This window comes from Acinetobacter sp. AR2-3 (genome assembly GCF_001878775.1).
Taxonomy (GTDB): domain Bacteria; phylum Pseudomonadota; class Gammaproteobacteria; order Pseudomonadales; family Moraxellaceae; genus Acinetobacter; species Acinetobacter lwoffii_D.
Genome location: NZ_MJIQ01000019.1, coordinates 71,535 through 86,309, shown reverse-complemented (window position 1 = coordinate 86,309; position 14,775 = coordinate 71,535). Strand labels below are relative to the sequence as shown.

Below are 14,775 nucleotides of genomic sequence, written 5' to 3'. Positions count from 1 at the left end.
CAAAAATTAAAATCTAATTATAATTTTTGCGCAGCAAATCACTGTCATGGTGGTTTGCTTTTTGTTTTTGATTTTCACCGCTCCACAAGGCAAAATAGCGCTAGATTTTTATAGGAATGCATCATGCAGGACAATGCTATGTCAAAATGGTTATCGCCGCTGATGGCTTTCTGTTTATCGTTTATTATCATCGCGACGCTCGCACCGATAACCGGTATACAGATTGATCGTCAGATGGATTTCTGGATGCTCTGGTTGGCCTCCATGCTGATTCTGGCACTTCCAGTCTGCTACTTGGAAATTGCTTTGGCCAAGCGCTCTAAAACAACGCCATTACAGGCGCTGTCGACGCTGACCCGTGAAGCGGATGCGTCACAGAAATGGCGTATTGTCGGCTGGTTAAGTGTGATCTTTATTCCGTTTTTGGCAGGTGCCATGCTGAACAATGCCAGCAATGTTCTGGCGATTGCTGCACTTGATCTTGCACCCAATCTTCTGTTGATTGGATTGGCAATAGTAGCGTTGGCCCTGTCACTGCTACCGCGTCAAATTTTATTGGCTGTTACCACGATTGGCGTACTGGCGTCTCTGGTTCTGGCCAATGTGATGGGAACGGCGCTACCTGCATGGCAAGTCACACCAGTCGAGTTCTCGGAATGGGGCAATGCCACCGTATTGGCTTTGGTCGCAAGTGGTCTGGGCATGGGCTTGTACTGGCAATCTAGTCTGAGCGCTGTACAACAACAGGATGTCGCCAGCAAGACGGTATTGCCGATCTGGATTGCGCAGCTAGTTGCTGTCATTGCATTTGCTTTCTTTGCCGTACAAGCACAAATTCCTGCATTTACTCTGGTCGCAGCAATGGTGGCAGCTGCCGCATTAATTCTGCAAATGGCACGTGAACAATTACAGCAACGCCAGCTTCATCCTGCAATTCAATGGGCAATTGTGGTGGCGGTCACGCTGATCTGGGCTATTCCAAATCTAAGCCCAATTTTCAATGTGGTCTTGCTCGTCTGGGGCTTATTGATTTGTTTGATCTATGCATTATTTGCTGGCTGGATCATGAAGATCAGTCATTTGCGTAAATCAATGAATTTCAGCTCTGAAGCGTTTTATAACATCTGGCGTATTGCAGTGCGTGTGGTGTTGCCGGTTGGGATTATTCTGGCAATCATTGCTGTCTTAGGACAATTCGTCTGATGAGTGAGGCGATGATTTGGGTGGCATATGCGACGCCAGAAAAACAATTTCATCTAGCCGTGTCATTTCAGCCTGGCATGACGGCACTGGACGCGATTGAGCAAAGTGGAATCCGTGAGCAGGTCGACTTGCCTGAACCATTATTTTTGGGCATTTTTGGCGTGCGCTTGCAAGATCAGCAGCAGCCACTGGCAGCAGGTGATCGGGTGGAAATTTATCGGCCACTGACCATCAATCCTAAAGACATCCGACGTAAACGCGCCGAGAAAAATCCGGTGGGTCGTTATGCCAGAGGCAATCTTTTAAAAAAGCTGAAACCATCTTCCGAATAGAAAGCGGCTTGAATGAGCAGTAGCCTCAATGATCTGCTCAATCAATCAGCTTAATCAAAAAAGCCCCTGATGATTCAGGGGCTTTTTCATGCGAAACCGACTATAGTGGAGGAGCATTTAAAATTGCTTCTTTTGATCCTGGTAAACCGGGTTGAGATTCTGGAATCGTCTCCAGACCTTCAACACGTTCCACGATACCAGACTGGTTAAAGTAGATTTTCAAATGCTGGCCTTGAGCTGCCGGGATCTTGGCTTTTTTAGCGTAGGTTCCTGGGGTATAGTTATAGATGTAGTCCCAACGTAAAGGATTCAGTGGATCGCTTACTGTTGGACTGCCCAGTAAGAAACGCACCTGTTGATGGCTCATTCCCACCTGAATTTTAGCGGCTTGTGCTTGGGTTAAAGGGGTTCCTTGTGGAATATCTACCTTATAAACACCTAATGTCGAACAGCCGACGAGCAATGAAGTGACGAATAACGTCAACATGATTTTTTGCATTTTGCTAAACTATCCCAAATTAATTATGATGCATTTGATCCAAGGATAGATCATACTGCATCTAAACTTTGTTGCATATTCCAACTTTGATTTTGTTGAGAGACCTTTTTACATGACTATTTCAAACCAAGATTTACGAAAAGCTGGGCTGAAAGTTACCCTTCCACGAATTAAAATATTAGAATTACTAGAAAATTCAAAACAACATCATTTAAGTGCGGAAGATATTTACAAGACTTTACTCGATCAGGGCGAAGATGTAGGTTTAGCAACTGTGTATCGTGTGTTAACGCAGTTTGAAGCAGCGGGCATCATCGAACGTCATAATTTTGAAAATAATCATTCAGTTTTTGAAATTATGCAGGAAGATCACCACGATCACCTAGTATGTTTAAATTGCAGCAAAGTTGTTGAATTTATTAATGACACGATTGAAAAAGAGCAGCATGACGTTGCTGAAAAATTTGGTTTTGAATTAACCGGTCACTCACTGAATCTGTATGGCTACTGCGATGCGCCTGCCTGTCAGGAAGTTTTCCGTAAAAAATAATTTGAGCGCTGGTTCAAACAAAAAACAGGCTTCATGGGAAGCCTGTTTTTTTATGCCTTCAAGATGATCAGGACTGACCGTCAAAGGTGATATTGGAATGTGCACGCAATAAATTGCTGCCACCTTCTTCTGACAGTTTGATTTGCAAACGCAGGTCGTTGGGTGAATCCGCATGTTTCAGTGCATCTTTATAGCTGATCTGTTTGGCTTTATACAGATCATACAGCGCCTGATCGAAGGTCTGCATGCCCAGTTCACGGGAACGCTTCATCAGATCCTTAATCTCATGCACATCACCTTTACGAATCAAGTCGGCAATCAGTGGCGAGTTAATTAGAATCTCAATCGCAGCACGGCGACCATTGCCATCGATGGTTGGAATCAGTTGCTGTGCCACAATGGCTTTCATGTTCAGGGACAAGTCCATAAACAGCTGGTTATGCCGGTCTGCTTCGAAGAAATGGATAATCCGGTCAATCGCCTGGTTGGCGTTGTTGGCGTGCAGGGTAGCGAAGACAAGATGACCAGTTTCGGCGAAGGCAATGGCATAGTCCATGGTTTCACGTGAACGGATCTCACCAATCAGAATTACGTCTGGTGCCTGACGTAGGGTGTTTTTCAGGGCAATTTCAAATGAATCAGTATCAATGCCGACTTCGCGCTGAGTGATAATACAGCCTTTATGCTGGTGAATAAATTCGATCGGATCTTCAATAGTAATGATATGACCTTTAGAATTTTCATTACGATAACCGACCAAAGACGCCAGCGAGGTTGATTTACCGGTACCGGTTGCCCCGACAAAAATAATGATGCCACGTTTGGTCATCGCCAGTTCTTTTAAAATGGGCGGTAACTTGAGTTCATCCATGGTTGGAATGACAGTCTCAATTCGACGCAAAACCATCCCCGGTTGATCACGTTGCTGAAAGGCACTGACACGGAAGCGGGCACTTTTATCCGGCGTGCTGATGGCAAAGTTACATTCACGACTGTCAGCAAATTCTTTACGCTGCTTTTCGGTCATGATGGAATGGAGCAGTTGTCCTACTGCCGCACCGGGTAATTTTACCGAGCCAATTGGTAAAATCTGCCCATTAATCTTGATGGAAGGTTCGACATCGGCTGTAATGAACAGATCCGATGCTTTTTTCTCCACCATATAATCGAGTAAGCCGTTAAAATCCATGTATATAAACCCCAATACAATTCAATTTTATTATAAAAATGCTTCTGGCTGTTTGGCTGCAGTACGTGCAACTTGCGGGCTGATCAAACCTTTGGATACCAGTGTTTTTAGAGTCTGATCCAGCGTGGTCATGCCGTAGTTGGCGCCGGTCTGAATTGCCGAGTACATTTGAGCGACTTTATTTTCACGGATCAGGTTACGGATCGCAGGAATACCAATCATAATTTCATGTGCTGCGACACGCCCACCGCCATTTTTCTTTAGCAGAGCCTGTGAAACTACGGCTTGTAGGGATTCAGACAACATGGCGCGTACCATGTCTTTTTCTTCGGCAGGGAATACGTCGATCACACGGTCAATGGTTTTGGCCGCTGAGGTGGTATGCAGGGTACCAAATACTAAGTGACCGGTTTCTGCCGCAGTTAATGCCAGACGAATGGTTTCAAGGTCACGCATCTCACCGACCAGAATAATGTCCGGGTCTTCACGCAGTGCCGAACGCAGTGCTTCATTAAAGCCATGCGTATCACGATGCACTTCACGCTGGTTAATCAGACATTTCTTGGACTGATGCACAAATTCGATCGGATCTTCGACGGTCAGAATATGGTCATAGCGGTTGTCATTAATATAATCCAGCATCGCCGCCAAGGTGGTTGATTTACCCGAACCGGTAGGACCTGTCACCAGTACCAGACCACGTGGATATTCACAGATGTCTTTAAAAATCTGTCCCATGCCCAGATCTTCAAGCGTTAGGACTTTAGAGGGAATAGTACGGAATACCGCACCAGCACCGCGGTTCTGGTTAAATGCGTTGACACGGAAACGCGCCACGCCAGGCACTTCAAAAGAGAAGTCAGTTTCCAGATTTTCTTCAAAATCACGGCGCTGTTTATCGTTCATGATGTCATAAACGAGTTTATGCACTTCTTTGTGTTCTAATGCTGGCAGGTTGATGCGACGAACTTCCCCATCGACACGAATCATTGGCGGTAAGCCCGCAGACAAGTGTAAATCCGACGCACCATTTTTAGCAGAAAAGGCTAACAGTTCTGTAATATCCATAAGGTCCCCGAGTTCATTAAAATGTTATTTATTTTGCTAGAATAATAAGGCTTTCCCACAGCTTAACCAACACTTAGTTCACGAGCAAGGGAAAAAAATCCGGACGAAATGAGAACCCCATCAATGAATATGCTGCAACAGTCACGAAATCAGGTTTTAGCTCAGATCCAGGCCGCATGCACTCAGGCTGGGCGTGAGCCGGATTCGGTACAACTATTGGCCGTGTCCAAAACCCAGCCGAGTAATGTGCTGGCAGAGATGTATCAGACAGGCCAGCGGGACTTTGGTGAAAATTATTTGCAGGAAGCACTGGAAAAAATCACCCAACTGAAAAACCTGGAGATTGAGTGGCATTTTATTGGACATGTGCAGCGTAACAAGACCAAGCATCTGGCAGAAAATTTTGCCTGGGTACATGGAGTCGATCGCCTGATTATTGCCGAGCGCTTATCGAATCAGCGTGGAGAGGATCAGCCCGCTCTGAATATCTGTATTCAGGTGAATATTGATGGTCAGGATACCAAAGATGGTTGCCGACCAGATGAGGTTGCAGATTTGGTCGTACAGATCAGCCAACTGCCGAATGTGCGTTTACGTGGTTTGATGGTGATTCCAGCACCGAATAATCCTCAAGCCTTTGCTGATGCCAAAGTTTTATTTGATATAGTAAAAACACAACATGCTCATCCTGAAGACTGGGATACTTTAAGTATGGGCATGTCTGGGGATATGACCGAAGCGATTGCTGCGGGTTCTACCATGGTTCGTGTTGGCACAGCCCTATTTGGTGCACGGCCTAAAAAGGATGCATAAAATACTAATGTCAGTTTTTTGCAGCAAAGCGTTATCGAAGGGTATTGGATAACGCTTTTTTTCTGGCTGGTTCGAGCCATTTAGCCATCAACCAGGCAAAGACTATTATGCCGAACATGCTGGCAAGCAAGGCTAAAACTGCTCCGCCCAGACCATAGGCCAAAGTTGCCGGAATACACCCCAAAATAAATAAAAGTAAGGGGAAATGGGTGACATACAAAGTATAGGAAAAGTCTGCAGACTGAACCCAGACCGGATGATAATGACTGCGTTGATGCTGGAGTTGTACCAGCCAGCAGCTAAAGCCCAAACCCAGACAGAAATTAAAATGGACAAAATTCGCAGCACGGTATTGCTGGGCCTCATCAATCACCTGAAACTGGTAAGCATCAAAACAGGCGATTAGAAATGCCAAGCCGAATAGGGCTAATTTGACCGATTGTAAGCGGTTTAAAAAACGTAGCTGGATATATCGAAATGAACAGGCAAAGGCACTAAGCCAGACCAGAAAATAAATAAAAAACTGGATGTTCAGTAATGACAGTATAGCCAGAACCATAAAAAATCCGATTTTGGCGATTTCCGAATTTTTTAAAAAAGGTAGGAATCCGGCCAGCACATAAAACCACACTTCATAGCTCAGGCTCCAGAGCGCAGCATTGGCTGAAACCGTTGGTGTTACAAAGCCATTCAAAAATAGCAGCGAGCCCACAAATTCCGGTATATCTACCTTATAGCCAGTCCGGATCATTATGCCAAAACTGTGTTGAAAAGCATGAGTATGGCTGGCAAATAATAGTGGAGCGAGTAGATAGAGAACCAGCGTCAACCCCATGGCAAACAGAAAGGGTGGTAAAATTCTACTGCCACGCTGTCGAGCATAACGGTGCAGATTGAACTGACCATGCTGATGAATGTTGTGCTGAATCGAATAGCCGATCAGATAGCCACTTAAGGCAAAGAAAATCATGACCGCGGCCTGACCGAGCAGGCGTACCCATGAATACAGACTGGTATCGAAAGGCGCAATAAATGCCTGAAAGCAATGACTGAACAACACTACAATGGCACTGATGCCCCGCAGGCTCTCGAGCTGTAAGCTGAAATGGGGCGAGAGCTTGTCCGAGGTAGGGTGAATCATCTTTAACCTATAATCTGAATGGTACTTGCACCTGCACCAACCGGTTTGACCTGAATCTGTACCGGAATACGTTCATGCATTTCCTGTACATGTGAGATCAAGACGACTTTACGGCCCTGGCTTTGCAAATGATCTAGTGCATTCATGACCATATGTAAGGATGCCGGATCTAGCGTACCAAAACCTTCATCAATAAACAGGGATTCCAGTTTCATTGAACCTGAAGCCATATTGGCAATTGCCAGTGCCAGTGCCAGCGACACCAGGAAGGTTTCACCCCCCGATAGGGACAGCACAGGTCGGACTTCACTATTCATGTCCAGATCAATAATCGCCAGACTCAGGCTGTCAGGAATACGGTGTAACTGATAGCGTGGTGCCAACGGTTGCAACTGCTGATTTGCATATTCCACCAGAATATCCAGATGATGTTCCTGGGCAATTTTCTGGAATTTGGTACCTTCCTTATGTCCGATCAGGTCGTAAATACGACCCCAACGGTATTCTTCGGCTTTGATCTGCTCAATTTGCTGCTGATATTTGGCATAGGTGTTTTGATTATTGGCATTCATACGCAGTTTGGCATCAGTTTCATTGAGCACTTCCTGCTGCATTATTTTTTCCTGATGCAGCATGCCAAGTTTTTGTTCAATTTCCTCAAATTCATGTTCTGGCTGTAGTTTTAAATGGGCCTGATATTGTTCTTCAAGTAATTGCCAGGCTGTTCTGGCATTTTCGAGTGCCTGTTTCTGGTTGGCCAGATTCTGACGAATGCGTTGATGGTTGCTCAGATCAATACTGAGCCATTGTTCAATTTGAGCTGCCGTCACTTGAGGATGTGCTGCTTGCCATGCCTGAATATCTTGCTGATATTGAGCCAATTGCTGATCGATCTGCTGAAGTTGGCTGATAAATTCTTGCAGTTTTAAGTGGGTTTGATGCCACTGTTTTTCGGCCTGCGCCGTGCATTGACGCTGTTGTTCTAAAGTCTGCTCTAAGGTCTTGGCTTGTAGCTCTAGTGCATTGCGCCATTCTGCAGCGACACGGTAGACTTGTCCTGCATGTTCTTGGGTCAGTTCAGCCAGTTGTTGACGCAGGTCTTTGCCTTGCTGAATCAACTGCTCTACAGACTGGCTCAATTGAGCAAAATTTTGCTGTTCCAATTGTAGTTGATACTGGCTCTTTTCCAATATCTGCTGCTGTTGATGCAGGTCAGATTCCAGCTGCTTTTGTACTGCCAAGTGCTGCATGCGGTGCTCTACTTGTCGTTGCAACTGAGGTAAGCAGAGCATAGGTGGCTGCGACTGGTACTGCTCGGGCAGTATGCTTAAAACTGGGTGTATCAGCTGGTCGAGTTGCTGACGTTGCTGTAGAGCCAGTTGTAATTGGTGCAATTGCTGTTGTTGTTGACGCCATTGTTGTAATTGTTGCTGGAGCTGTTGTTCCTGCTGTTGTGATAGTTCTAGCTGCTGGACCAGACTTTGAGTGTGATTCGCCAGTAACTGGATGAATGTAGGAAGATCATTGTGCTGCTCGGTAACCACTTCCAGTTTAAGTAGTTGAGATTTACAGTCAGCAGAGGATTGTTGAATCTGGTTTTGCAGGATCTGGCAACGCTGTTGCTGTTGCTCAATTACTGTTTGTGCTTTAGACATTTCAATGCGTTGCTGCTGCTGAGATTGCAGTTGCTGATCGAGCTGCTGTTTTGCCTGCCGTAACTGTTGCTCCTGTAGCTGGTTCAGGCTCTGTTCCAGATGTTCATGGACGGCATCGACAAAAGGATGGGCTGGGCTTCCACAGACCATGCATGGCTCATCCGGTTTTAACTGGCCACGAAGATCCTGCACACTTTGCGCATGCAATAAACGTTGCTGGGCAAGTATTTGTTCCAGGTGTTCATAGGCCTGTTGTTCAGCCTGAATCTGCTGATGTAGTGCCTGTTCGGCCTCTTGCTGCATTTTTAGTTGCTGCTGTTGGCTATTTACAGCAGATTGCAGTTGTTCAAATTCTTGTGATTGTTGAACGATTTGTTGTACCTGCTGTTGCAGCAGGTCGAGCTGACGCTGTTCCGCTTGGCGTTGCTGACGCATTTCCTGAATGGTTTTGAGATGCTCTTCTAGCTGTTCCAGACTATGATGCTGTTGTATCCACTGGTTCAGATTTCCTGAAAGTACTGTAACGGTTTTTTCCAGTTCAGGTAAAGGCTGCTTCAGGCTGTCCGGATTCTGTTGCTGCAGTTGCTGATACTGACGCATAAAGTCTTGTATGCGTTGCAAGGTACTTTGCGGCTCCAGATCGAACACATTTAAAAAGCCAGATTCAGCCAATTGTTGTGCAACCTTTTCTTGCCGAGCTTGTAGCTGATTCAAAGTCTGTTGTTGCTGTCGCAGTTGTTCTTCTAAAGGCTGTAGACGAAGGGTTTGAAACTGGCTTTGCTCTGCATGCAGTTTTTTGTACCGCTCTGATACCGTATCAATTGCATGATCCAGCCTTAAACCTGCCTCCAGATGCGGTTTCAGGTTTGCCAAGTGTTGCTGAAACTGGTGCTGCTGTTGTTGTAAGGCTGTAAGTTTGGCTTCTTCTGCTACAAAGCTCTGTTTGAGCGTTTCAAATTCCAGCGTAAATTGGGTGTGCTGGTGCTGAATCTGCTCTTTTTGAGGGGCTAGACGGGTACGACTCACAAACTGATCCCGAATCGACTGGAATTCATCCAGCTGCTCCAGTAGCTGTTGCTGTCCTGCAGATTTATTTACTGCATCTTGCTGTACTTCGTAGACTTCTTTTTTGGCATGGACTTCTGCATAGAGTTTATGTCGGTCCAGATGCCATTGTTTCTCATTTTCTAGCAGTTTTTCTGATTGCTGCAAATTCTGAAGTTGCAAAGACAAAGAGTTCTGCTGCTGTTGTAAAGCGCTGATGTCTTCTTCAGACAGAATTTCAATATGCCCGATCAGCTTTTCCAGATCGTTGCGCTTGTTTTTGACTTCGCTGAATTTCTCTGCGGCTTTCTGACTAACTAGACTGAAAATCTGCGAATTGGTGAGATATTCCAGTAAATCTGCACGCTCATTATCTTTGGCTTTTAAAAATGCGCCGACTTCCGACTGTGCGAGCAACACTGCGCGGGTAAACTGCTCAAAACTTAAGCCCACCAGTTTTTCAATGAGCGGGGTGACTTCCGATATTTTTTGCGTCAGTGTCGTGTCATCATCCAGACATTTGACGTAGCGGTCTACTTTTAGATTGCCATCGACTTTCTGGCGTGCCCGTTTAATTTCCCAGCGTGCCATATAGCGTTTGCTGTCGAGTGCAATAAATTCCAGTTCGGCAAAACCATGCACGCAGCCACGGCGCAGAATATTCTTGGAATCCTTGATGGAAACATCCTGACCGCCAGCATCTTTCAAGCTGCCTGTCGCACCTTTTAAACGTGGAATTTCATTGTAAAGCGCCAGGCACATGGCATCGAGCAGGGTAGATTTTCCGGCACCAGTTTTGCCGGTGATGGCAATCAGGCCGGCATGAGCCAAAGGACTCGATTCAAAATCAATATGATGGGTGCCGGTGAGGGAGGCCAGATTATGAAGACTTAGACGTAAAATTTTCATGGCCGATCCTAGGCTTGTTGTTTTTGTGCAAGTTCGTGTTGGGCTTCATTCAGTAACTCCTGAAAATCCCGTTGTACCGAGTGATCCTGCTCATAGCCCATTTTTTTCCAGATATTGAAAAATAGCGATTCCGGAGTAGGGGGTGCCAGATCAATTTTAGACTGGCTTGAACTAAGGTCGACCTGTTGCTGGTAAATCCGGCTGATGCGCAGCAGTCGGTAACGGTTAGCAGGTAGGGCCTGTTCTATTTGCTGACGCAGATCTACCGGAGGCGGCGCATCGGTCGTGTATTCCACCTCCAGAAAATGCCGTGCAGAAAGCTGCTCGATTTCTCCGGCAGGCAAGGCCTGAATTGTAGTGATTAAATTTTCCAGCTTTTCACGAATGCGGAACAGCTCGACAGTACGCGGAATGCTTAAGGCATCGTACTGAAAGCGGTTTTCCGGGTTTTGTTCGGGATCAATCCTGACTTCAACTATTTGATGCTTATAATTAATCTCACTAAATGACAGCGGAATTGGGGAGCCACTATAGCGAATATGCGGCTGACCAACCTTTTGTGGTTTATGCAAATGCCCTAGCGCGACATAATCAATCATGTCATCAAACAGCGCCGTCGACAGGGCCTCTTCATTGCCGACAATAATCGGACGTTCAGAGTCGGAGGTCTCACCACCTTGCATGTGCGCATGTGACATTAAAATTAGTGCCTGATGTGGCTGTTTGCGGGCTCTGGCTTCGGCAATCAGTTGTTGATGCAGATAACTGATCGCGTTCTGGTTATTGCTGGTATGTTCATTCAGTCCGGTAATTTCGGCACTGCGTAAATAGGGTAGGGTCAGACACCAGGCGATGATATTTTTATCCCGATCATAAATAGGAATAAGTAGACGATCCAGGTTCAGGGTATTTTCTGCAGTGCGGCCTACGATTCCCACAGCTTTGGCATTAAATTTGGCCAGCAAGGGTTCAACCTGTTCGATCCGGTAACCGGAATCATGATTGCCTGCAATCATTAGGGTTTGCATATGCGGCGCCAAGTCATGAGCATCGGCCAGAAACTGGTACAGCTGTCTTTGCGCACTGGAAGCTGGATTGATCACATCAAAAATATCGCCGGCAATCAGCAGAGCATGCGGCTGCTTTGTTTTAATTTGCTCAAGTAGCCAAGTCAAAAACTGTGCATGTTCAAATTCACGGTCATGGTTATGGAAAAATTGTCCCAGATGCCAATCGGAAGTGTGAAGAAAATGAACTGCCATGTAATGAACCCCAAGATATCTGCCTTGCTACTATAGGAAAAAGCACAGGTAAAAATCTACTTGTAAAACGATATTTCAGTGAATTGTTGGTGATGTTCAAGCTGAATTTATTTTGATCAGTATGGATATTAATGGACGGTTGTATCCAGATCATCAGATATTAAAGGTTCTGCAAGCCCTCAGATTTTAGAAATAGGGATTTTAAAAAATAAAAACCGACGATTCGAGTGATGATGAAATCGTCGGTCAAATTTGTGTTACATGAAGATTTTGGCTGCTATTCAAAATTTCCCTGTACACTGGACTTATTGCTTTAGCTCTAAAGGTCAGCAAAAATTCGTGGATGCCAGTCCAAATTTTTGTACCTTGTACCCTATATAACGTCACCCTGTAGTGGATGGTTGACAATAAAATGAAAAAAAACCTGATTTTTTTTATACTAGCTTGTTGAAGATCACTGAGTCATGCATATGTTGCCGCTAAGTCGTTATTTTATCTGGTTTTTCGTTATATGTTTTATTTTTACCTGTATTTGCGGTGTACTCGCAGCCTTGCTGCCGATGGGCATGGGTGCAGTCTTGACGATTGTTCCGTATCTGGTAGCCATGATTTGGGTGCTTTTTAAATTTTTAAAACAGCAAAAACGTGCCCCGACCCAAGCAGAGCGTAAAAAATTCACCCTCAGGTTTAGCCTGATTTACTGGGGCTATAATTTATTATTTCTCTTGCTCGGTATTGTGATCGCCACCCGTTCCAATCCGAATGCCTGGCAGGACTTTCTGTTGTATCTACAGCAGCCACAATTTATGAGTATTGTGCTGATCATGTTCCTGATGATCGCAATTCCGCTGTATCTGCTGACCTACTGGTTTTATGGCAAGCAGGCCCAGCGTATGGCAGAGAAAATGTTTGGCCATCCACCTCAGTGAGTATAGATGAATCATTGTGTGACGACTGATCTTCATAAATTGATTGAATGATGAAAGATACAAATTCTCCACTACAAAGATCTTCTCGGTTTAAAAAGCTAAAGATGAGTGGCGTATAATTTAAATCAAGAAAATAATAAGGTGAAGAATGACGAATGTATAAACCTGTAGTGCTGTTGACGGGAGCGAGTGGTTTTATTGGCAGTCATCTCGTGCATTTTTTACTGGAACGGGATTATCGGGTGATTGGTCTGACCCGTCAGAAAAATAAACGTGAACCACATCCGGACTTTCATTGGATTAACCAGCTGGATGAATTAAAACAGCATCAGATTGATTATGTGGTCAATCTGGCTGGCGAAAGTATTGGCCAAGGCCGCTGGACGGCAGCGCGTAAAAAGAAATTGCTGAATAGCCGTTTAGATACCACCAGACATTTATTTGATTATTTAGAAAAAAATCAGCTTAGACCGAAACGGATTATTTCAACATCGGCCGTTGGCTATTATGGCATTGACCCCAATGAGCGCTGGGAACAGGTCTGCACGGAGCAAAGTCCGCCACAAGATATTTTTATGTCCGAACTCTGTGCGAAGTGGGAGCAGCTGGCCTTGTCCTATGCTAACCAGAACACCAAGATTGTTCGCTTTGCGGTGGTGTTTGGCAAAGGTGGTGGGATTCTTCCGCAGATGCTATTGCCGATTAAGCTGAATCTGTTCGGGCGGATTGGTCATGGACGTCAGCCAGTGACCTGGGTATATCTAGAGGATGTACTGCGTGCGATTGAATTCTTGATGCTCGATGATACGACCGAGCAGATCTTTAATGTGGTCGCGCCAGAAAAAAGCAGTCAGGCCCAGTTTGCACGAACCGCGGCCCAGATTCTGAAGCGCAAACCCTTATTCCCACTGCCGGCATGCAGCCTGAAAATGATGCTGGGAGAACAGTCACAACTGGTATTGAATGGTCAGTATGTACAGCCCAAAGCCTTGCAGGAGGCCGGATTCCAGTTTCATTATCCAACCCTGAAAGAGGCGCTGGATAATATCCTAAAGCACTAAGCGACTGGGCTCTAATAAACGGACAGGATCATAAGGAGCTGGATCAACGATTGGCATTTGTTTAAGGATGAGTTGAGCGAGTAGTTTGCCTGATGCCGGCCCCATGCATAAACCATTCCGGAAATGTCCAAAATTGGCCCAGGCATTGTGTAGCTTGGGAATTTTGCCAATATAGGGAATACCATCGGGTGAGCTGGGTCTTAATCCGGCCCATTGCTTGACCAGCGGAAAATCTGCCAGTTCCGGTACCATCTCGATACACGCCTGTAAAATATCCTGCCGGATTTCGCTAGAAGGCGAGGTGTCAAAACCGACCTGACGCATACTGGAACCACATAAAACATGTCCATCCTGACGTGGAATCAGGTACATCACCTTATGCATGCACATGGTCGGCAGCCAGTTTTCTGGCGTTTTAAACAGCAGCATCTGGCCCTGAACCGGCTGTACCGGAATTTCCAAACCAAGTTGCTGTGACCAGTGTTGCGACCATGCTCCGGTTGTGAACACATATTGATCTGCCTGAAAAACCTGGCTATGTTCATCTGAGATACTTTTTACACAGCCTTGCTGAATATTGAGCCGAGTGATTTTACAGTCTTCTTGCCAGGTGACACGAGGATGCTGCTTCAAATAGTGAATGATCGACTGTAATAACCGTGGATTACGGATATTCGCCAGTTCAGGGAAATAAATCGCCTGCTTGAATTTGCTCTGATTAATTCTTGGATTGATCTGTTGCAGTTTAGCCTGATCAAGCAATTCTGCCTGTTGCTGCGGATCCTGATGTGTTTTGGCATAACTTAAACCGATTTCAAAATCGGATTCATCAAAAATCAGCATACCTGTTTCATGAATCTGGAAATCGATGCCAGTGAAAGGTTGCAGTTTTTGATTCCAGTTCTGATACATGGGTTTGGCATGTCGAGCCAGAGCATTTACAGCAGCGGGATAACGCCACGGATACATCGGGGAAAGGATTCCTCCTCCAGCCCAGGATGCAGCCTGTCCGGCGGCCTGTTGATCAAAAAGGGTAACAGAACATCCCTGTTCAAGCAGTTCCAGCGCCGACATCAAACCGGTGATGCCAGCGCCGACAATGGCAATATGCATTGCGCCG

At 45.6% G+C, this 14,775-nt stretch carries 13 protein-coding genes; 6 read left to right on the top strand and 7 right to left on the bottom strand.

Going from position 1 to position 14,775, the window contains the following annotated elements:
* Positions 1-123 precede the first annotated feature (123 nt).
* Both BFN00_RS01265 and BFN00_RS01260 read left to right on the top strand, forming a co-directional pair.
* Positions 124-1,203 carry a hypothetical protein gene (locus BFN00_RS01265; protein WP_071850214.1) on the top strand — a complete coding sequence of 360 codons (1,080 nt, stop codon included), beginning with the start codon at positions 124-126 and terminating at the stop codon, positions 1,201-1,203.
* Positions 1,203-1,535, top strand: coding sequence for an RnfH family protein (locus BFN00_RS01260; RefSeq protein WP_039901990.1), 333 nt, complete (start codon positions 1,203-1,205; stop codon positions 1,533-1,535). The genes BFN00_RS01265 and BFN00_RS01260 overlap by 1 nt, the downstream gene beginning before the upstream one ends.
* 100 nt (positions 1,536-1,635) lie before the next feature.
* Here BFN00_RS01260 and BFN00_RS01255 read toward each other — a convergent pair whose 3' ends face one another.
* Positions 1,636-2,034, bottom strand: coding sequence for an outer membrane protein assembly factor BamE (locus tag BFN00_RS01255; protein ID WP_004279275.1), 399 nt, complete (start codon positions 2,032-2,034; stop codon positions 1,636-1,638).
* A 112-nt stretch (positions 2,035-2,146) separates the two neighbouring features.
* Here BFN00_RS01255 and fur point away from each other — a divergent pair, with 112 nt between their 5' ends.
* A complete protein-coding gene (gene fur, locus BFN00_RS01250) occupies positions 2,147-2,584 on the top strand; it encodes a ferric iron uptake transcriptional regulator (RefSeq protein ID WP_004279276.1) in 438 nt (145 codons plus the stop codon).
* 67 nt (positions 2,585-2,651) lie between these two features.
* On the opposite strand, the gene BFN00_RS01245 is transcribed toward fur, so the two are convergent.
* Positions 2,652-3,773, bottom strand: a complete 1,122-nt coding sequence (locus BFN00_RS01245) for a PilT/PilU family type 4a pilus ATPase (RefSeq protein WP_071850213.1) — start codon at positions 3,771-3,773, stop codon at positions 2,652-2,654.
* A 30-nt stretch (positions 3,774-3,803) separates the two neighbouring features.
* On the bottom strand, positions 3,804-4,841 hold the full coding sequence (locus BFN00_RS01240) for a type IV pilus twitching motility protein PilT (RefSeq protein WP_004279279.1): 1,038 nt from the start codon (positions 4,839-4,841) through the stop codon (positions 3,804-3,806).
* 123 nt (positions 4,842-4,964) lie between these two features.
* Here BFN00_RS01240 and BFN00_RS01235 point away from each other — a divergent pair, with 123 nt between their 5' ends.
* Positions 4,965-5,654, top strand: a complete 690-nt coding sequence (locus tag BFN00_RS01235) for a YggS family pyridoxal phosphate-dependent enzyme (protein ID WP_071850212.1) — start codon at positions 4,965-4,967, stop codon at positions 5,652-5,654.
* A gap of 31 nt (positions 5,655-5,685) precedes the next feature.
* On the opposite strand, the gene BFN00_RS01230 is transcribed toward BFN00_RS01235, so the two are convergent.
* The 3 genes from BFN00_RS01230 to BFN00_RS01220 are packed head-to-tail and all read right to left on the bottom strand — an operon-like array spanning position 5,686 to position 11,665.
* A complete protein-coding gene (locus BFN00_RS01230) occupies positions 5,686-6,795 on the bottom strand; it encodes an acyltransferase family protein (RefSeq protein WP_143115408.1) in 1,110 nt (369 codons plus the stop codon).
* A gap of 2 nt (positions 6,796-6,797) precedes the next feature.
* Complete coding sequence (locus tag BFN00_RS01225; protein WP_004279282.1) at positions 6,798-10,403, bottom strand: AAA family ATPase; 3,606 nt, start codon at positions 10,401-10,403, stop codon at positions 6,798-6,800.
* Between the two features lie 8 nt (positions 10,404-10,411).
* A complete protein-coding gene (locus BFN00_RS01220) occupies positions 10,412-11,665 on the bottom strand; it encodes an exonuclease SbcCD subunit D (protein WP_004279283.1) in 1,254 nt (417 codons plus the stop codon).
* Positions 11,666-12,135: 470 nt separating this feature from the next.
* On the opposite strand from BFN00_RS01220, the gene BFN00_RS01215 reads away from it, so the two are divergent.
* Together BFN00_RS01215 and BFN00_RS01210 are read left to right on the top strand one after the other, a co-directional pair.
* The gene (locus tag BFN00_RS01215; RefSeq protein ID WP_039901996.1) at positions 12,136-12,594 is read left to right on the top strand and encodes an ABZJ_00895 family protein; all 459 of its coding nucleotides are present in this window, start codon (positions 12,136-12,138) and stop codon (positions 12,592-12,594) included.
* Between the two features lie 155 nt (positions 12,595-12,749).
* The gene (locus BFN00_RS01210; RefSeq protein ID WP_004279286.1) at positions 12,750-13,655 is read left to right on the top strand and encodes a TIGR01777 family oxidoreductase; all 906 of its coding nucleotides are present in this window, start codon (positions 12,750-12,752) and stop codon (positions 13,653-13,655) included.
* On the opposite strand, the gene thiO is transcribed toward BFN00_RS01210, so the two are convergent.
* Positions 13,644-14,768 carry a glycine oxidase ThiO gene (gene thiO / locus BFN00_RS01205; protein WP_004279287.1) on the bottom strand — a complete coding sequence of 375 codons (1,125 nt, stop codon included), beginning with the start codon at positions 14,766-14,768 and terminating at the stop codon, positions 13,644-13,646. The genes BFN00_RS01210 and thiO overlap by 12 nt on opposite strands.
* Positions 14,769-14,775: the final 7 nt, after the last annotated feature.